Source organism: Micromonospora sp. DT227 (assembly GCF_049841835.1).
In the GTDB taxonomy this organism is placed as follows: Bacteria; Actinomycetota; Actinomycetes; order Mycobacteriales; family Micromonosporaceae; genus Micromonospora.
In genome coordinates, this window is the sequence record NZ_JBNCLA010000004.1 from 267585 (window position 1) to 285888 (window position 18304).

13 protein-coding genes are annotated in these 18304 nt (G+C 74.3%); 5 read left to right on the plus strand and 8 right to left on the minus strand.

Annotated elements, in window-relative coordinates; all coding sequences use genetic code 11:
• Window positions 1-4 precede the first annotated feature (4 nt).
• Both ACLQ2W_RS16415 and ACLQ2W_RS16420 read right to left on the minus strand, forming a co-directional pair.
• A complete protein-coding gene (locus ACLQ2W_RS16415; protein WP_425787166.1) occupies window positions 5-1447 on the minus strand; it encodes a sensor histidine kinase in 1443 nt (480 codons plus the stop codon).
• Between the two features lie 10 nt (window positions 1448-1457).
• Window positions 1458-2114 (minus strand): response regulator transcription factor, encoded by a 657-nt coding sequence (locus ACLQ2W_RS16420; RefSeq protein WP_107156668.1) that lies wholly within the window; start codon window positions 2112-2114, stop codon window positions 1458-1460.
• A gap of 87 nt (window positions 2115-2201) precedes the next feature.
• Between ACLQ2W_RS16420 and ACLQ2W_RS16425 the strand changes: the two genes are divergently transcribed.
• Entirely contained in the window at window positions 2202-2540 is a 339-nt protein-coding gene (locus ACLQ2W_RS16425) for a DUF952 domain-containing protein (protein ID WP_425787167.1), read from the plus strand.
• 67 nt (window positions 2541-2607) lie between these two features.
• Window positions 2608-3150: an acyltransferase gene (locus ACLQ2W_RS16430; protein WP_425787168.1), complete on the plus strand. Its 543-nt coding sequence runs from the start codon at window positions 2608-2610 to the stop codon at window positions 3148-3150.
• 58 nt (window positions 3151-3208) lie between these two features.
• Here ACLQ2W_RS16430 and ACLQ2W_RS16435 read toward each other — a convergent pair whose 3' ends face one another.
• The 4 genes from ACLQ2W_RS16435 to ACLQ2W_RS16450 all read right to left on the minus strand — a co-directional run bounded on the left by ACLQ2W_RS16435 (window position 3209) and on the right by ACLQ2W_RS16450 (window position 9586).
• Entirely contained in the window at window positions 3209-4954 is a 1746-nt protein-coding gene (locus tag ACLQ2W_RS16435) for a CDP-glycerol glycerophosphotransferase family protein (protein WP_425787169.1), read from the minus strand.
• A 202-nt stretch (window positions 4955-5156) separates the two neighbouring features.
• Window positions 5157-6440, minus strand: coding sequence for a nucleotide sugar dehydrogenase (locus ACLQ2W_RS16440; RefSeq protein ID WP_425787170.1), 1284 nt, complete (start codon window positions 6438-6440; stop codon window positions 5157-5159).
• Window positions 6441-6443: 3 nt separating this feature from the next.
• On the minus strand, window positions 6444-8012 hold the full coding sequence (locus tag ACLQ2W_RS16445; protein WP_425787171.1) for a glycosyltransferase: 1569 nt from the start codon (window positions 8010-8012) through the stop codon (window positions 6444-6446).
• Window positions 8009-9586, minus strand: coding sequence for a glycosyltransferase family 4 protein (locus ACLQ2W_RS16450; protein WP_425787172.1), 1578 nt, complete (start codon window positions 9584-9586; stop codon window positions 8009-8011). Before ACLQ2W_RS16450 ends, ACLQ2W_RS16445 begins: the two co-directional genes overlap by 4 nt.
• A gap of 278 nt (window positions 9587-9864) precedes the next feature.
• Between ACLQ2W_RS16450 and ACLQ2W_RS16455 the strand changes: the two genes are divergently transcribed.
• The gene (locus ACLQ2W_RS16455) at window positions 9865-11049 is read left to right on the plus strand and encodes a hypothetical protein (protein ID WP_425787173.1); all 1185 of its coding nucleotides are present in this window, start codon (window positions 9865-9867) and stop codon (window positions 11047-11049) included.
• 19 nt (window positions 11050-11068) lie between these two features.
• Here ACLQ2W_RS16455 and ACLQ2W_RS16460 read toward each other — a convergent pair whose 3' ends face one another.
• The gene (locus ACLQ2W_RS16460; protein WP_425787174.1) at window positions 11069-12910 is read right to left on the minus strand and encodes a hypothetical protein; all 1842 of its coding nucleotides are present in this window, start codon (window positions 12908-12910) and stop codon (window positions 11069-11071) included.
• A gap of 206 nt (window positions 12911-13116) precedes the next feature.
• Here ACLQ2W_RS16460 and ACLQ2W_RS16465 point away from each other — a divergent pair, with 206 nt between their 5' ends.
• Both ACLQ2W_RS16465 and ACLQ2W_RS16470 read left to right on the plus strand, forming a co-directional pair.
• Window positions 13117-14475 carry a glycosyltransferase gene (locus ACLQ2W_RS16465; RefSeq protein WP_281934693.1) on the plus strand — a complete coding sequence of 453 codons (1359 nt, stop codon included), beginning with the start codon at window positions 13117-13119 and terminating at the stop codon, window positions 14473-14475.
• A complete protein-coding gene (locus ACLQ2W_RS16470; protein ID WP_425787175.1) occupies window positions 14472-16622 on the plus strand; it encodes a glycosyltransferase family 1 protein in 2151 nt (716 codons plus the stop codon). The genes ACLQ2W_RS16465 and ACLQ2W_RS16470 overlap by 4 nt, the downstream gene beginning before the upstream one ends.
• A gap of 61 nt (window positions 16623-16683) precedes the next feature.
• On the opposite strand, the gene ACLQ2W_RS16475 is transcribed toward ACLQ2W_RS16470, so the two are convergent.
• Window positions 16684-18303, minus strand: coding sequence for a glycosyltransferase family 4 protein (locus ACLQ2W_RS16475; protein WP_425787176.1), 1620 nt, complete (start codon window positions 18301-18303; stop codon window positions 16684-16686).
• Between the last annotated feature and the right edge of the window lies 1 nt (window position 18304).

Here is an 18304-nt window from a genome sequence, read left to right on the forward strand (position 1 = left end):
GGGGTCAGCGGCCGACCGGCTCGTCGTGGCGCTGCGGCGCGGCCGGCCCGTCGGCCGGGTCGAGGGCGCCGGCGTCGGCGGGCGGCGCCGGGAACCACAGCTCGGCGACCAGTCCCAGGGGCTCGCCCTGGCGCATGGTCAGCCGGCCGTCGGACGCGTCGACGAGCACCGCGGCGATGGTCAGCCCCAGCCCCGCGCCGTCCACGTTCTGCGCGTCCGGCGCCCGCCAGAACCGCTCGGTGGCCTGGTCGAGCTGGCTGGCCGTCATGCCGGGACCGGTGTCGGCCACGGTCAGCGCCGTCCCGCCGTCGGCCGGGCGGACGGTCACCGTCACCTCTCCCCCGGCGCCGCTGAACTTGACCGCGTTGTCGATCAACGCGTCGAGCGCCTGGTCGATCGCGGTCGGCACGGTCCGGGCGTACGCCGGCGTGTCGACCGGGTCGAGCCGGAGCGTGACCGCCCGGTGCCGGGCCAGCGGCAGCCACGCCGCGACCCGGGACGCGGCGGCCGCGCCCGCGTCCACGGTGACCCGCTGGTTCTCCTCCCGCTCGGCCCGGGCCAGCGTCAGCAGCGCGTCGAGCACGGTGGCCAGCCGGTCGGTCTCCTCCAGCGCCAGCCGGTGCTCGGCCCGGCCGTCCGGGTCGGTGAGGCTGGGGCCCAGCTCCTCCACCCGCAGCCGCAGCGCGGTCAACGGGTTGCGGAGCTGGTGGCTGGCGTGCGCGACGAAGGCCCGCTGCCGGTCCATCACGTCGGAGACCGCGTCGACCATGTGGTTGAAGCTGGTCGCCAACCGGCGCAGCTCCGGCGGGCCGAGGCGGGGCCGGACCCGGGCGGTGCGGCGCCCCTCGGCGATCTCGTGGGTCGCCGCGTCCAGCTCGGTGACCGGGCGCAGCACCCAGCCGGCCAGCCCGAACGCGGTGGAGACACAGGCCAGCACCGCGAGCAGGCCGATGCCGGCCAGCATCAGCCACCACACCGTGACGGTGCGGCGCACCCCGTCGGCCGGGGTGGTGGTGACCACCGCGCCGAGCACCTCACCGCCGTCGTTGATCGGCACGGCCGTCACCAGCGGCCCGTCCACCCAGGGCCAGACCGACTCCGGGCCGCTGAACTGCTGCCCGGACAGCGCGGTGTCGACCGCCGGGCCGGTGCCCGCGCCCGGCTCCCACCGGGACGACGCGGCGACGGTCCGGCGGTCCCGGTCCAGCACCGCCGCGCCGATGCGGTAGAGGTCGTCGTAGGCGGCCAGTTCCCCGTCCAGCGGGCCGGGGCTGCCGCCGCGCAACGCCGGACCGGCCAGCGACGCGAAGCGGGTGGCGTCGGCGAGCCGGTCGGCCCGGACCCGGTCGGTCTCCCGGGAGGCCAGCGTCACCGCCAGCGGGGTCTCCAGCGCGAGCAGCACCAGCACCATCAGCAGCAGGTAGCTGATCACCAACCGGCGGCGCACCGCGGCCTCCTCACGTGGTGCGGAGCCGGTAGCCGACCCCGCGTACGGTCTCCACCAGCGTCGGGTCGCCGAGCTTGCCGCGCAACGAACCGACGTGCACCTCGACGGTGTGCCGGTCGGCCCAGGTGGTGCCCCACACGTCGAGCAGGATGCGGTCCCGGGGCACCGCCACCCCCGGCTGGCGGGCCAGCGACAGCAGGATGTCGAACTCCTTACGGGTCAGCGTCACCGCCCGCCCGGCCACGCTGACCGTCCGGCCGCCCACGTCGATGCGGACCTCGCCCGCCTCGATCAGGTGGCGTTCCGGCACGGTGTGCGCGGCGCGGCGCAGCACCGCCTCGATCCGGGCCTGCAACTCCACCATCGAGAACGGCTTGACCACGTAGTCGTCGGCGCCCAGCCGCAGGCCCAGCACCCGGTCGCGTTCCTCGCCCCGGGCGGTCACCGCGATGATGCCGAGCTGGCTGCTGCGCCGGCGCAGCTCGCGACACAGGTCGGTGCCGTCGCCGTCGGGCAGCGTCAGGTCGAGCAGCACCAGGTCGCAGGGGGCGGCGGAGAGCGCGGCGGCCACCGTGGCGGCGTGCTCCACCTGGTACCCCCGGCGGGTCAGCGCGGACGACAGCGCCGCGGCGACCCGTCGGTCGTCCTCGACCAGGAGGATCCGCACCCGTGTCTCTCCGTCCGCTCGACCTGTTGCCCCCGGAATGGTGGCAGACGCGTCGCCCGGACGCGAGGGCCGTTCTAGGCTGCGGTGGTGATCTACAAGATTCTCGCCGACGACGAGTGGCGGGCGGCGCGGGCGGCCGGGAGCTTCGCCGGCACCGCCCTGGACCGGCAGGACGGCTACCTCCACCTCTCCGCCGCCGGGCAGGTGGTGGAGACCGCGCGCCGGCACTTCGCCGGCGTCACCGGCCTCACGCTGCTCGCGGTGGACGAGGCGCGGCTCGGCGACGCGTTGCGCTGGGAGGAGTCCCGCGACGGCGCGCTCTTCCCGCACCTGTACGCCGCGCTGCCGGTCGACGCGGTGGTCGCCGCGCACGCGCTGCCGGCGGACCGGCCGGCCGCCGACGCGGTGGCCGAACTGATCACCTGAGGCGCTCGTTATGCTGCGTCGAGCCCCGCCCGACGGCGCGACGCGCCCCGCAACGATGCGAGTGGAAATGACTGACAGCAACGACCGGTCCGCCTCCGTCTTCGTCCACCCGACGGCCGACGTCGAGGACGGCGCCCAGGTCGGCGACGGCACCAAGGTCTGGCACCTGGCCCACATCCGGTCGAGCGCCCAGGTCGGTGCCGGCTGCGTGATCGGCCGCAACGTGTACGTCGACGCGAGCGTCACGGTCGGTGACCGGGTGAAGATCCAGAACAACGTCTCCGTCTACCAGGGCGTGACCATCGAGGACGAGGTCTTCGTCGGGCCGTGCGCGGTGTTCACCAACGACTTCCGGCCGCGTGCCCAGAATCCGGACTGGACGATCACCCCGACGCTGGTCCGCCGCGGCGCGTCGATCGGCGCCAACGCCACGCTGGTGTGCGGCATCGAGGTCGGCGAGTACGCGATGATCGCGGCCGGTTCGGTGGTCACCCGGGACGTCCAGCCGTACCAGCTCGTCGCCGGCAACCCGGCCCGCCCCAAGGGCTGGGTCGACGCGAAGGGCGAGGTGGTCTCCCGGGACGTCGACAACCCGCCGCGGCAGGGCTGAACGCGCGACGGGGGCGGCGACGAGATCCGGTCGTCGCCCCCGCGCGTCGGTGCGCCGGTCAGCCGCAGAGCCGGCCGATCTCGTCCCGGAAGCGGTCCATCGGATTGGACCCGGCCGGGCCGAGCAGGTATTCCTTCAGCTCCCGCCGCGCCTCGGTCATCGGGTCGTCGCCGACCCGGGTCACGTCCAGGATCTTGGTCAGCTCGCCGCAGTCCGCCGAGAGCAGGTACGCCGCCCGCGCGGTGGGGAACTGCCGGCGGAACTCGTCCTCGGACAGCCCGGCCGGGTTCGCCACCACGTACGGCCGCTCGCTCTGCACGAAGTCGGAGACCACGCTGGACACGTCGCTGACCAGCAGGTCGGTGACGTTGAAGCAGTCGAACAGCGCCGGCGTGCGGCCGGTGACCACCAGGTGCGCGGCGCCGTCGAGCGAGGTCGGGTCGGTGTCGCCGCCGGCGGCCCGGATCCGGGCCACGATCCGCTCGTGCGCCGCCCTGGCCTTCGGCGAGCGGGTGCCGGTCAACGGGTGCGGCTTGTAGACCACCCGCAGGTTCCCGGCGGCCAGCAGCCCGGCCACGATCCGCTCCCCCATCAGCACCAGCGAGGTGTGGTAGGGGTCGTCGTCCAGCCAGCCCTCCCAGGTCGGCGCGTAGAGCACGGTGAACGCGTGGTCGGTGGCGCCGGAGCCGAACGTGTGCACGCCGGCGAGCTGCGGGCGGCCCACCTCCACGATGTCGCGGTCCAGCACGCCGACGCCGGCCCGGGCGTACCGCTCCCGGCCGGCGGGACCGGCCACCCACACCTCGTCGTACACCTTGCTGTACGGGTTGACGCTGGCCGCCTTGTCGCTGTCGCCGTGGCCGACGAAGACGTGCTTCACGCCCGGCTCGCGCAGCAGGTGGATGTTGGCGCCGACGTTCGCCGCGTACAGCGCGACCCGCAGCGAGCCCAGGTCGAGGTTCATGAAGTCGACGCCGGCCGGCACGCAGATCACCGGCAGCCGGGTGTCGGCGAGCTGGCCGAACGCGTCCGCGGCGCGCAGCAGCACCACCGCGCGGCGACCGGTCGCCTCCAGCGGCGCGAGCCACATGTTGGCCTGGTAGACGTCCTTGGCCGGGCCGGCGAAGTAGAGCGCCACCTCGGGCTGTTCCCGGGCCAGCCAGTCGTGCACGGCGGGCAGCACGCCCGGCGTCCCGCCCCGGCCGCGCAGCGCGGTCAGCGCCAGCACCACGGCGGTGACCAGACCGGCGACCAGCGTGACCAGGCCGGTGAGCACCACGGGGGCGACCCGGTCCAGCGCGGCGGCCACCACCGCCGCCGGCACCAGCAGCACGTTGAGCAGCGGCATCCGCAGCCCGGCCAGCCCGCGCGCCCAGGCCGGCGGCACCGGGACGCGGCGCAGCGCGCCGAGGTCGATGTTGCGGGTGTACGCCGGCGGGTCGACCCGCCCGTCGATCGTCTTCGTCACGGCGGTGGTGAGCACGGCGAGGGTCCACAGCGCGGCGGGCAGCAGCACCGCGACCGTGCCGGCCACGCCCGGACGCACGGCGGCGAGCACCAGCAGGACCACCGACAGGTCCCGCAGCAGCCGCCGGAACGTGGCGCCCACACCGGCCTTGGCGAGCAGCTCGGCCGTTTCGGCGTACCGGGTGGCGAGCGCCAGTTCACCGGCGAGGGCGACCACCGCGGCCACCGCGTACGGGATAACCAGGCCGAGCGACCCGGCGAGGATCATGACGCCGTACCCGAGGAGCGTCGCGCCCACCGCGGCGAGGCCCTGCTGGCTGCGTACTCTGCTGAACAACGACACGCTCCCTGTCTGCCCGCCGAATGTCGGCAAGGCCCGATACCGGACGGCTGCGACCCTAAACGGGTCAAGTGACGCAAGTATTACCGGGGTGTCCGAGAGGTGAACATCGGACGACGACTTTCCCGCCCGGTACCCGACCGGGCACAGCACGAAGCGGGCCCCGGCCGGCCCGGCCGGGGCCCGCCGCGCAGCCTGATCAACCGCCGATGACCACCCGGCGCACGCCCGCCCAGCGGGCCGGGTCGGTGACCCGACGGCCGTCCACCAGCACCGTCACGCCCGGCAGGTCGGCCGGGGTGAGGTTGCGGTACTCCGCGTGGTCGGCCTGGATCACCGCCGCGCCGACCGGCTCACCGTCGTAGCCGGGCAGGCCGTGCGCGGCCAGCTCCTCGTTCGAGTACATCGGGTCGGCGACGTACGGGGTCGCGCCCCGGCGGCGCAGCGCCTCCACGGTCGGGAAGACACCCGAGAAGGCGGTTTCCTTCACGCCGCCCCGGTAGGCGGCGCCCAGCACCAGCACGCCCACCCCGGTCAGGTCGCCGTACGCGGCGGCGAGCAGGTCGACCGCGTAGTCCGGCATCGCGGCGTTGGCCTCGCGCGCCGAGCGGACCACGGTGGCCGCCGGGTCGTTCCACAGGTACATCCGCGGGTAGATCGGGATGCAGTGGCCGCCGACCGCGATGCCCGGCGAGTGGATGTGGCTGTACGGCTGGGTGTTGCACGCCTCGATCACCTTGGTGACGTCCACGCCGACCGTGTCCGCGAAGCGGGCGAACTGGTTCGCCAGGCCGATGTTCACGTCCCGGTAGGTCGTCTCGGCGAGCTTGGCCAGCTCGGACGCCTCCGCCGAACCGAGGTCCCACACGCCGTTGGGCTTGTCCAGGTCGGCCCGCTCGTCGAAGTCGAGCACCGCCTCGTAGAACCGCACGCCGTGCGCGGCGGACGCCTCGTCGATGCCGCCGACCAGCTTCGGGTAGCGGCGCAGGTCGGCGAAGACCCGGCCGGTGAGCACCCGCTCGGGGCTGAACACCAGGTGGAAGTCGGTGCCCGCGGTGAGGCCGGAGCCCTCGGACAGCATCGGCGCCCAGCGGCTGCGGGTGGTGCCGACCGGCAGCGTGGTCTCGTAGCTGACCAGCGTGCCCGGCTTGAGGCCACGGGCGATGGCCCGGGTGGCGTCGTCCATCCAGCCGAAGTCCGGCACGCCCTCGGCGTCCACGAACAGCGGCACGACCACGACGACCGCCTCCGACTCGGCGACCGCGGCGGCGGTGTCGGTGGTGGCCGACAGCAGCCCGGCGGCGACCGCCTCCTTCAGCTTGACGTCCAGGTCGGCCTCACCCGGGAAGGGCACGGCACCGTCGTTGACCAGCTGGACGACCCGCTCGGAGACGTCGGCACCGAGCACCCGGTGCCCCTTCGAGGCGAACTGCACGGCGAGCGGCAGGCCGATCTTTCCGAGCGCGACGACGCAGATGTTCATGAACTACTTTCCTCCAGAGGGCCAGATGCGGCGCAGGCGGGCAAGGAACCGACCGGGGGTCACCGGCGTGATCGCGACGATCACGTGGCCCTTGTGGTTCGTGGTGGGTGTGACGAGGTGCAACCGGGCGCCGTGGCGGGCCAGCAGCTTGGGCGCGGCGACGGGTCGGTCGGTGCGCATCGGCGCCGAGCCGGCCCCGCCCAGCGCGGACACCTCGGCGCGTACCGTCCGCCGTTCCCCGTTCGGCGCGACGACCGCCAACAGCCGGTCCACCGCGAAGTCGGTCCGTACGACGGTACCGGGCCCGTCCGGCGTCACCGACGTGGCACCCGTGAGATCGCCCACGCTGACCCGCAGCGCCTCGGCGCTCAGCTCGGCCAGCTCCGCCCACCGGCTCCGGGCGGTGACCACCAGGGCCCGCGCGCCGGCCGCGTCCCGCCCCCAGGCCAGCTCGGTCGCGGTCAGCTTCGCGAGCTGCGCGGCGGCCCGGTCGGTGACGTCGTACCAGTCGTCCGGGTAGCCGAACGCGGGGTCGCGGAACCCGACGTGGTGCGCGTACCAGCGACCGTCGTCCACGGTGACCTCGGGCAGCGTCTTGTCGGCCTGCTGCCCGATCAGCTCGCGCAGCGCGTCGAGCCCGCCGTCGCGCGCCACCGCCAGCCGCACCCGCAGGGCCGGCTCCATCCGGGCGAGCACCCCGTCGGTGAGGTACGCCCCGGCCAGCTTCCGGACCCGGTCGTGGACGTGCTGCTGCACGTCCGGGGAGAGGGTGAGGAACTCCTCGCGGAGCAGCTTCGCCACCTCCCAGCTGAAGTGGCGCACCAGCACCGCGTCCCGCTTCGGGCCGGGCCCGATCAGGCCGGCCACGAACGCGACCAGCTCCTCGGCGCAGCGCAGTCGCTCCTCGAAGCGGCTGGCGTAGGTGATGTTCTGGGCGTTGTCCCGCTTGACGGCGAAGTAGTAGTCGTAGTCGCCGAGGACCGAGACCTTCTTCGCCCGGAAGCACGCCTCCAGCGTGAACGGCTGGTCGCTGCCCATCGGCATGTCGGTGCGGAAGCGCAGCCCGTGCTGCTCGACGAGGTCCCGCCGGAACAGCTTGGTGTTCGACAGCGACCAGGGCAGCGCGCTGTCGAACAGGTCGAGCCGCTCCGCGGTGCAGGCGTACGCCGCCTGGTGCACGTAGCGCTTGTTGGTGCCGACCATCCGGCCGAGCACCACGTCGGAGTCCCACCGGTCGGCGGCGGCGACCAGGCGCTCCAGGGCCTCCGGCCCGAGGTGGTCGTCGGAGCCGACGAAGAAGACGTATCGGCCCCGGGCGTGGTCCAGCGCCAGGTTGCTCGGCGCCGCCGGGCCACCGGAGTTGGCCTGGTGCAGCACCCGGACCGTCCCCGGGTAGCGGGTGGCGTAACGGTCCAGCTCCGCGCCGCTGCCGTCGGTGGAACCGTCGTCGACCGCGACGACCTCCAGCCGGTCCCGGCCGATGGTCTGGCCGACAAGCGAGTCCAGGCAGGCGGTGAGGTACGGCATGGTGTTGTAGACGGCCACCACCACCGTCACGTCCGGCTGGCTCACGCGCCCACCTCCACCGAAGCCGGAACCGCCGCCGGAGCCGGCGCGGACGCCGACGTGGCCGGGCGGGGCGGCGCGTCGGGCAGCAGCCGGGCGTAGACGTCGTCGAGCACCCGCGCCTGCGCCTCCCAGGTCCAGTCGGCCAGCAGGCCCGGCCGGTCGTACGCGGCGCGGTACCGCGCCGGATCGGCGAGCACCGCGGTGACCGCCCGGACGAAGTCGGCCACGTCCTCGGCGCGGAACACCTCGCCCTGGCCGGTCTCCCGGACAGTGTCGGCCATGGTCCGCACGTCGGAGACGACGAGCGGCAGGCGGGCGTGTGAATACTCGAAGAACTTGGTGATCAGCGCGATCTCGTGGTTCGGCCAGTGCTGGATCGGGATGACGCCGACCTGCGCGCCGGCCAGGAAGCGGACCACCTGGTGGTGCGGCACGTACGGCAGCACGTGCAGCCGGTCCGCCACGTCCAGCTCGCCGGCCCGGGTGACCAGACCCCTGACGTACGCCGAGGTGGGCTTGTTGACCACCAGGGCGACGTGCGCGCCGGGCAGTCGGGGCAGCGCCTCGACCAGCACGCCCAGCCCGCGCTTGGCGGCGGCCACCCCGCTGTAGACCAGCAGCGGGGCGTCCGGCCCGAGCCCGCACAGCGCGCGGATGTCCGGCACCGGCCCGGTCGGGTCGGCCGGCAACTCGTCGACGGCGGGGGCGTTGAGCACGACGGCCGGGCGCTCGGCCAGCCGGTGCTCCTCGCGCAGCAGGTCGGCCAGGCCGCCGGAGACGGTGGTGGTGGCGTCCGCGTACGGCACGTACTCCCGCTCGTGCGCCACGTTGCCGGGCAGCCAGCGGGCGTTGTCCCGCCACGGCTGCACACCGGGCAGGTACTCGTGGGCGTCCCACACCAGCGCGATCCGCCGGCCCCGGGCGGCGGCCCGGATCTTCGCGCGCGCGCCGACGCCGAGCATCCGGAAGTCGTTGGCGTGGATCAGGTCCGGCGCCAACTCGTCGACGACCGGGCCGTAGGCCAGCTCGTAGTCCCACAGGCCGGGCTCCAGCCGGCGCCACGCGCCGTCGCCGCGCAGCCCGCGCCAGAACGCCGTGTACGCGCGGTCCCAGGGGCCGTCCAGCTTGCGGCCCTTGCGGGCGCGGGTGAGCTGGCGGTTGCGGAAGCCGACCCACCGGCGGGTCAGGCCGGCCAGCTTCTCCTCGGCGCGCAGCGTGGCCCAGGGCAGCCCGCCGGGGCGGCCGGCGCCGGAGTCGCGGGCCGCGGTGGTCAGCGCCGCCCGGCGGACGGCCAGGTCCGCGCGCCACGCCCGGACCGTCTGGGTGCGGTGCGCGGCGACGCCGCTCGGCGGGTACGCCAGCGGATGCCGCAGCCAGGCGCGGCGGAACTCGTGCCGGCGACGGGACAGCGGCTCGGCCATCGGGATCAGGCGCACCTCGGCGGCGCCGAGCCGCCAGCTCTGCGGCTGACCCACCGGCGCGCGCCCGAGCAGGACGACGTCCCAGCCGGCGTCGGCGGCGGACCGCGCCGCCTTCTGCACCCGGGAGTCCCCGATGACCCCGTTGTCCACCAGCATGACCACCCGTCCCCGGGGGCCCGCCGCTGCGGTCGTGCCGTCAGATCCCATCCCTGCCCGTTTCGTCGTCGCCAGCACCGCGCCCGCGGACCCGAGCGAGTCTACGACAACGGTTCCGGCCGCCACGCCCGCCGCCGTCGGCGATCCGTGACCTGTCGCGCCGATTGCTACCCTCCATGCTGTTCAACGACCGGCGCTCGCCCCGGGTCGTCGCCGGGCCGGCGGTAGGCCGCCCGCCCGCGGCCCGCGTGCCGCCGGATCACTCCAGGTCAGCGCGGATGGATCAGACAATGGACGTGGTGACGACCGAGGAACCGAGCCGCCCGGCGTCGGCAGCGCCCGACCCGCCCCGGCCCATGCCCGCCGGGCGGCTGCGCCACGCCGCCCGCGCCGCGCTGCCTGCGCTGGCGGTCTACGCCGTGATCCGCCTCATCGGGCTGCTGACCGTCTGGATCTGGGCCGGCAACGTGGGGAGCAACCCGGTCGAGCAGCTCACCCGGGCCGACGGTGGCTGGTACCTCGCGATCGCGCGGCACGGGTACGACGGGTACGAGAAGACGCAGAGCAACATGGCGTTCTTCCCGCTCTACCCGGGCCTGACCGGGGCCCTGGACCGGATCTCCCCGCTCAGCCCACGCGAGTCGGCGCTGCTGGTGGCGTGGCTGGCCGGGCTGGCCGCCGCGTGGGGGCTGTTCGCGATCGGCGCGTACCTGCACGACCGGCGCACCGGCGTCCTGCTCGCCGCGCTCTGGGCGGCGATGCCGCACGCGGTGGTGGAGTCGATGGGCTACAGCGAGAGCCTGTTCACCGCGCTCGCCGCGTGGACGCTGTACGCGCTGCTGCGCCGGCACTGGGTCACCGCCGGGGTGGTCTGCCTGTTCGCCGGCCTGACCCGGCCCACCGCCTCGTCCCTGATCCCGGTGGTCGGGCTGGCCGCGCTGCTGGCGGTGGTCCGGCGGCGGGACGGCTGGCGGCCGTACGCGGCGCTGCTGCTCGCGCCCGCCGGCTGGCTGGCGTACCTGGCCTGGGTGGGGGCGCGGACCGGACGGCCGGACGGCTGGTTCCACATCCAGTCGGCCGGTTGGGGCACCTCGTTCGACTTCGGCGTCTACACCGTCGACCGGGGGCAGCAGGCGCTGGTGCAGGTGGCCGCGCTGCCGCTGCTGGTGGTCACCGTGGTGGCGCTGGTGTCGCTGATGTTCTTCGTGTTGAGCGTGCTCGACCGGCAGCCCTGGCAACTGCTGCTCTACAGCGGCCTGCTGCTGGTGACCACGCTCGGCGCGGCCGGCTACTACCACTCCAAGGCGCGGTTCCTGCTGCCGGCGTTCCCGCTGCTGCTGCCGGCGGCCGTGGGCCTGGCCCGGGCCGGTCGGGCCCGGGCCGGCACGGTGCTGGTGACGCTCGTCGTGTTCTCCAGCTACTTCGGCGGGTACCTGCTGCTGATCTGGACGAAGTCGCCCTGACCGGCCCGCCGCCGGACGGTCAGCGGGTGACCGGCCGGACGTCCCAGAGCCACACGTCGTCGACCCGCCGGCCGGGCCCGTACAGCGCGTCGAGCACGACCTTCAGGTCGTCGTGCCGGCGCGCCCCCCGGTCCGGCAGCACCACCGCGTCGGCCTTCCAGTACCGCACGTCGGTGCGGGCCTGGGCGATGTCGGCCGGTCCGACCGCGGTGTCCCGTTCGCCCCGGGACACGGCGGTGAGCAGCTTGGCGGTGGGCTGCGGGTCGACGCCCCACCGCCCGGTCGCGTCGGTGGCCGAGACCGGCCCGAGGAAGTAGCCCTCGGGCACCGCGAAGCCGGCCACCGCGGCCGAACTCCAGTACAGCGACGTCATGCCGTTGACCGGCACCGGCACCAGGGTGCGACCGGGCGCCACGTGGTCGCGCCAGGCCCCACCGGTGACGAACTCCGGCACCGGCGTCCGGCCCCGCGCCTCCAGCGGCACCGGCAGCACCGGCAGCAGCGCGGCGGCCACCGCGACGGCGCCGACCCGGGCGGCCAGTCGCCCGGACGGCTCGTCCCGCCGGGCGGCGAGCCGGTCGCCGGCCACGGCCAGCAGGACGCCGAGCGCCACGGTGGTGATCAGCGCGAACCGGGCCACCACCACGGAGTCGAACACGGGCAGGTCCTGCACCAGCGCGAACGGCGCCGGGATGTCGGTGCGGCGGGTGCCGGACGTCCAGGTGGTGCCGATCGAGAACAGCGCCGAGACCAGGCCGACGACGCCGAGCACCCGGGCCGTCACGTCCCGCCGCAGCCACCACAGCACGCCGGCCGCGAGCACCAGCAGCGACCAGCCGTAGAAGCTGGCCTGCTCGGTGGTGTTCGGCGCCCAGCCGACCGCGCTGGTCGGGCCGCCGGCCACCGACTGGGTGGCGTATTTGACGTACGAGCCGAGCTTCAGGGCGTAGATGTCCGGGGTGCCCGGGTGGCCCACCCGGTGCTGCGGCCCGGCGAACTGCATCCAGAGCGGGTACGCCGCCGCGGCCCCCACCAGCACGGCGGTGATCGCCAGCCCGGGCAGCATCGGGCGGGCCCGGCGCAGCGCGTCGCGGGGTCGCACCGCCAGGTGGGCCAGGACCAGCATCAGGCAGCCGAGCGCGGTGAGGAAGAGGATCTCCAGGCTCACGAAGAACTGGGCCACCACCAGCCCGCCCAGCACCAGGCCGTCGCGGACCACGTGCCCGCCCCGGGACAGCGCGACCACCCGCCAGACGATGAACGGCACCAGCCACTGCGCGGTGATGTGCGGGTGGCCGTTGCTGTGCGAGACCAGCGCCGGGGCGAAGGCGCAGAACAGCCCGCCGACGAACGCGGCGGCCCGGGAGTCGACCAGGTGCCGGGAGAGCACGTGGTACCAGGCGTATCCGGTGCCGGCCAGGTTCAGCGTGATGAACAGCAGATAGGAGAAGGACGCGCCGAACAGCAGGGTGACCGGGGCGAGCACCAGCCCGGGGAGCTGGAGCCCGACGTTGGTCATCAGGTTCACCCCGGCCGGGGCGTTCTGGAGCGTGGTGAAGAACGGGTTCTCCAGGTGGCTGACCGCGTGCGCCGCGTACGCCAGCATCCACTCGTTGAAGCCCTGGTCGTTGGGGCGGCTGCCGAGCAGTCGCCCGCCCGGGTCCCGCCAGCCCCGAGCGGTGACCCAGACCGCGCCGAGCAGGAACACCAGCGCGACCACCGCGTCGACCCGGGACCACCGCCGGCGAGCCGGACGACCCTCGGCCGCCGGTGCCGGACCGGGGGTGTCGCCACCGGCCACCTCGGCGTCCCCGGCGGGGACGGGCTCACGATCGCGGGTGTCGGGCGCGGGCGAGGTCATGGCGTAGCAGTCTACGAAAGCGGTGACCCCCACCCCTCGGTGGCACGTCCGGCGCGCGGGACGGCGTTATTGTAGGGTCCGCAGGCTGTCCGAGGGCCGTTCCGCTCTCCCCCACCCTCCCAGGATCGGAATCGATGAACAACGGGCGAAATCTCTGGGACTCGTTGAAGCTCCCCCGGCCGCGACGGTCCGGGTCCCGACCGCACATGATCTATCTGGCCATCGGCTTTCCGCCGGCCGCCAAGAGCTGCGCCTACCGGATGCGGGAGACCGCGAACCAGTTCGCCGCGGCGGGCTGGGACGTGACCGCGGTCACCATCGCGGACGAGGCGTGGGAGCGCGAGTACGGGCTGGACCACACGTTGTCCCAGGGGGTGGACCCGCACGTCCGGGTGGTGAAGCTGCCGCTGTTCCGGGACGACCTGGAGACCGACATCCGCGCGTTCACCGAGCAGCGCGCGCTGGCTCACCTGGACTACCTGGCCGACCTGCGCAAGCAGAACCTGAAGATCTTCCCGGAGCCGGTCTTCGGCGGCTGGCGTCCCGCGCTGGAGAAGGCGCTGCTCCAGATCCACCGGGAGCGGCCGGTCGACCTGCTGGTCACCACCTGCGCCCCGTACGTGAACCTGTCCGCCACCTGGAAGCTGTGGGAGACCCACCAGGTCCCCTACGTGGTGGACTTCCGCGACGGCTGGTCGGTCGACGTGATCAACAACGGCGAGGCGTTCACCCGGGAGTCGGTCTCCGGGCAGTGGGAGATCAAGCTGCTCACCAACGCCATCGCCATCTGGAACGTCAACGAGCCGATCTCCCGCTGGTACCGCGAACGTTATCCGGAGCTGGCGCACAAGATGCGGGTCGTGCGCAACGGCTACGACGCGGCCAGCATCCCGGCCGAGACGCTCCCCGCCCCCGCCGACCGGCCGCTCACCTTCGGCTACCTCGGCGCGCTCAACCTGCCGGTGCCGCTGCTGAGCGCCGTGCTGGAGGGCTGGCGGACGGCGCGCGCGGAGGACCCGGCGCTGGCCGACGCCCGCTTCGAGGTCCGTGGCCACATCGGCGCGGCCTGGGCGCGCGGCGACAACGCCCACGCCGAGCTGCTCCGGGCCGCCGCCGTCGACGGGGTGGTGGTCGGCGGTTCGGTGCCCAAGGCCGAGGTGGTGGACCTCTACTCCCGGTGGGACGCGGTGGTGCTGATGGTGACCGGTGGCCGGTTCATGACCTCCGGCAAGGTCTACGAGTACATGGCCACCGGGATGCCGGTGGTCTCCGCCCACGAGGCGGACCACGACGCCTCCACCGTGCTGTCGACGTACCCGCTCTGGACCGGCGCGGTCGGGTTGGACCCGGCCGAGCTGGCCGGCGCGTTCCGGCGGGCCGCCGCGATGGCCCGCGAGGCCGGCCCCCAGGAGCGGGCGAAGGCCCGCGCCGAGGCGCGGCAGTACGCCCGCGAGGAGCAGCTCATTCCCGCCGTCCGCGAGGTCACCGAGCTGGTCCTCGGCACCGGCGCCCCGCGGACGTCCCCGGCCGGCGCGCGCGTCCTGGCCCGAGAAGGTAGGTCATGATCGAGGTCCTGATGGTGATGGGCACCGTCCCCGGGCGGGTGGCGGTCCTCACCGACGCGTTGACGCAGTTCCGCGCCCTGGGCGTCACCGTACGGGTGGCCACCACGTTCGACCCGGCGGAGCGGATCCCGGCAGCCACCGAGCTGGCCGAGCTGCACCTGCTGCCGACCGCCAAGGAGCTGGGCCCGCGGTTCGGCCGGATGGTCAAGCGGGCCAGCCCGGCCCGGCGGCCCTGGCTGCGCGCCCAGCGCGACCCGTGGGTCCGCCGGCACGCCAAGCGCGCCGACGTCCTGGTCGCGCTGGACGCGCAGGCGCTGCACACGGTCTGGCAGTTGGCCCAGCGGTACCGGCGCGCGGACGCGGTCTACGGCATCGCCCCGGCGCTGCGCGCGGTGGAGAAGCGGTCGGCCGACCCGGCGCGCTACCGCCGTCCCCGGCTGCACACCGTCGGCCCCGCCCCGTCCGTGCTGACGAGCGCGACCCGCACCCAGACCGTCGACCTGGCGAAGCGGATGTTCGAGCTGAGCACCGGCAAGCGGGCCATGAAGCTCAGCCCGGTGCGCTGGTTCTGGCAGGGGGCGGTCACCGCGCCCGGCCTGCCGGAACGGCACCGCGGCAAGATCGCCCAGCGGGTCACCGGCACCATGCTCAAGTCCGGGCACGGCGCCAGCGCGAAGCGGGTGGCGTTGGCGGCGCAGGGCCGCCTGAAGAGCCCGACGACCCGGGGGCAGCTCCTCGGCCCGATCGTCGACGCGGAGCTGAGCCAGGGCCGGGTGCCCGAGCATCTGATGACCGTGGTGCGGGGCCAGCTCAAACTGGCCGACGGCTTCCTCCGGAAGCGCAACCCGGGCAAGGCCGCGCCGCACGTGCTGCGCGCGTTCAACCTGCTGTTCCACCGGATCGTGCAGTTCGACGGCACCACCTCGCCGCTGGCCGAGGACCCGGAGAAGTTCCTCGCGCCGCTGCACGACAGCGACGCCGGCCGGGCGCTGGCGACCCCGCGCGGCCGGCAGCAGCCGGCGGCGTTCCCGCCGGCCGACCGGCCGCACCGGATGCTCTTCTTCACCGGCCTGAACGACAACTTCCTCGGGCCGATCCTGGACCGCTACGAGGCGATGCCCGGGGTGGAGGTCCGCCGGCTGAACCTGATGGAGGAGTCGATCCTCCCGGTGCTCAGCAACGGCCGCACGAACGTGACGCTCCACATGCTCGCCGGCGCCTCCAAGCGGGCCGGCGAGGTCCAGGAGGCGTGGGGTCCGCACCTCGACTGGGCCGACACGGTCTTCGTGGACTGGTGCAACCTGGGCGCCGCGATGCTGTCGATGATCGACCCGGGCACCACCCGGGTGGTCGTCCGGCTGCACAGCTTCGAGGCGTTCAGCTGGTGGCCGCACGTGACCGACTGGTCCCGGGTGGACGACGTGGTCTTCGTCTCCGAGCACCTCCGCGACCTGGCGCTGGCCGCGGTGCCGCGGCTGCGTGCCCCGCAGGGGCCCCGGACGCACATGATCTTCAACGCCATGGACCTGCACCGGTACGTGGCGCCGAAGGTCTCCGCCGACAGCCGGTTCACGCTCGGGCTGGTCGGGTTGAGTTCGCTGGCGAAGGATCCGCGCTGGGCCCTCGCCGTGCTGCGGGAGCTGCGCCGCCGCGACGACAGGTACCGCCTCAAGCTGGTCGGCGACCCGCTCAACCCGGAGCTCAGCCCGGCGGTCGCGGCGTACGTCCGGGACCTCGACGCCGAGCTGGCCGAGCTGGAGGCGGCCGGCGCGGTGGTGCGGGCCGGCCGCACCGACGACGTGCCCGGCGCGCTCACCGACGTCGGCGTCATCCTCAGCACCTCGCTGCGGGAGAGCTTCCACTGCGCGCTCGTCGAGGGCGCGGCCAGCGGCGCCGTGCCGGTGGTCCGCGACTGGCCGTTCTTCGCCGGCCGCCAGCACAGCGCCCGCTCGCTCTTCCCGAGCGACTGGGTGGTGGGCACGCCGGAGGAGGCCGCCGATCGGATCCTGGCGCTCACCGCGTCGGAGGAGGTCTGGCGCGAGGCGGGCCGGGCGGCGGCGTCGCACGTGTTGAGCACCTGGGACTGGTCGGTCACCCAGAAGGACTTCGACCGGCTGCTGCTGGAGCCGCCGAGCAGCGCGGACTGACCGGCGGAAACAGATTCGGCCGGCTCCCCCTCGGGGGAGCCGGCCGAACTCGTTCGTCGGGTCAGCGCGAGGTGCCCGCGAGCTGCTGCTCGTCCTCGGCGGACCGGGACGCCGGCGGGCGGGCCCCGCCGGCGCGGGACACGCCCCGCAGCGAGGTGTAGACCTCGTCGAGGATGCGGGCCTGCGCCTCCCACGTCCAGCCGTCCAGCAGGCCCGGCTTGTCGTAGGCGGCCCGGTAGCGCTGCGGGTCGGCGAGCACGGCCCGCACGGCGCGCGCGTAGTCGGCCAGGTCCTCGGCGGTGAACACCTCACCCTGACCGGTGGCCCGCGCGGTCTGCGCCATCGTCTTCACGTCGCTCACCACGATGGGCAGGCGGGCGTGCGAGTATTCCAGGAACTTCGTGATCAGCGCCAGCTCGTGGTTGGGCTTGTGGTGGATCGGGATGACCCCGGCGTCCGCGGCGGACAGGAACGGCACCACCTGCCAGTGCGCCACGTACGGCAGCAGGTGCACCCGGTCCGCGACGCCCAGCTCGACGGCCCGCTCCCGCAGCCGCTCGGAGAACGTGTTGTCGCCGTTCGGGTTCATGGTCACGAACGCGACGTGCACGTCGGGCAGTTCCGGCAGCGCCTCCACCATGATCTGGCAGCCCCGGCTCGGGTTCACCGCGCCGGAGTAGACGAGCACCGGCGTGCGGTCGTCCACGCCGCACAGCGCCCGCAGGTCCGGCACCTCGCCCTCGGCCTCGGCCGGCGGGGCCATCGGCGCGTTGAGCACCACGGCCGGCCGCTCGGGCAGGGCGTGGGTCTCCTGGAGCAGGTCGGCGAGCGTGTCGGAGACCGTCACCACCGCGTCCGGGTAGGCCGCGTACTCGGCCGTGTAGGCGATCTGGGCCGGCAGCCAGCGCGGGTTGTCGGCCCGGCCGGTGATGCCGCCCACGAACTCGTGGGCGTCCCAGACCAGCTTGGTGTGCCGGCCGGCGGCCCGGGCCCGCAGCGTCGCCCGCGCCCCGATGCCGAGCATCCGGAAGTCGTTGGCGTGGATGATGTCCGGCTTCAGCTCGTCGAGCGCGGTCCGGAACGCCAGCTCGAAGTCCCACAGCCCGGGGTCCAGCCGACGCCAGGCGCGGTTGCCCAGCACGCTCTGCCAGAGCCGGATGGGCAGCCGGGTGAGCGGCGCCTCCGGGTCGAGCTGGGCCTTGCGCAGCCGGTGGGTCTCCCCGTTGCGGAACCGCACCCAGCGGGCCAGCGCCGTGGCGGCGGCACGGGACGGCAACTGGGCCGCCTGCCGCACGGCGGCGGGTGGCCCGCCGTCGAGCGCCCGGGCGCGGATCCGGCGCTCGTAGAGGTCGGCCTGCCAGGCCTTGATCTCCTGGACCCGGTAGGCGGCCCGGCTGGTCGACGCGTACGCCAGCGGCCGGCGCAGCGAGCGACGGTACTCCCGGGGCAGCCGGTGCAGCGGCTTGGGCACGCGCAGCAGACGCACCTCCGCGCCGCCGATCCGCCAGGTGTCCACCTCGGAGCGGGCGTTGCGGATGCCGAGCAGGACGACCTCCCAGCCGGCGTCCGCCGCGGACCGGGCGGCCTTCTGCACCCGGGAGTCGCCGTGGACCCCGTTGTCGACCAGCATCACCACCCGTCCCCGGGTCGGTCGGGCATCGGTGTTCGAGCCAGCTTGCATC

What these genes read in the sequence shown, in the direction of transcription:
- ACLQ2W_RS16430 (WP_425787168.1), top strand. Translation starts at nt 2,608, where the DNA reads ATGACTGACAGCAACGACCGGTCCGCCTCCGTCTTCGTCCACCCGACG.
- ACLQ2W_RS16475 (WP_425787176.1), bottom strand. Translation starts at nt 18,303, where the DNA reads ATGCAAGCTGGCTCGAACACCGATGCCCGACCGACCCGGGGACGGGTG.
- ACLQ2W_RS16440 (WP_425787170.1), bottom strand. Translation starts at nt 6,440, where the DNA reads ATGAACATCTGCGTCGTCGCGCTCGGAAAGATCGGCCTGCCGCTCGCC.
- ACLQ2W_RS16455 (WP_425787173.1), top strand. Translation starts at nt 9,865, where the DNA reads ATGGATCAGACAATGGACGTGGTGACGACCGAGGAACCGAGCCGCCCG.
- ACLQ2W_RS16450 (WP_425787172.1), bottom strand. Translation starts at nt 9,586, where the DNA reads ATGCTGGTGGACAACGGGGTCATCGGGGACTCCCGGGTGCAGAAGGCG.
- ACLQ2W_RS16465 (WP_281934693.1), top strand. Translation starts at nt 13,117, where the DNA reads ATGATCTATCTGGCCATCGGCTTTCCGCCGGCCGCCAAGAGCTGCGCC.
- ACLQ2W_RS16460 (WP_425787174.1), bottom strand. Translation starts at nt 12,910, where the DNA reads ATGACCTCGCCCGCGCCCGACACCCGCGATCGTGAGCCCGTCCCCGCC.
- ACLQ2W_RS16470 (WP_425787175.1), top strand. Translation starts at nt 14,472, where the DNA reads ATGATCGAGGTCCTGATGGTGATGGGCACCGTCCCCGGGCGGGTGGCG.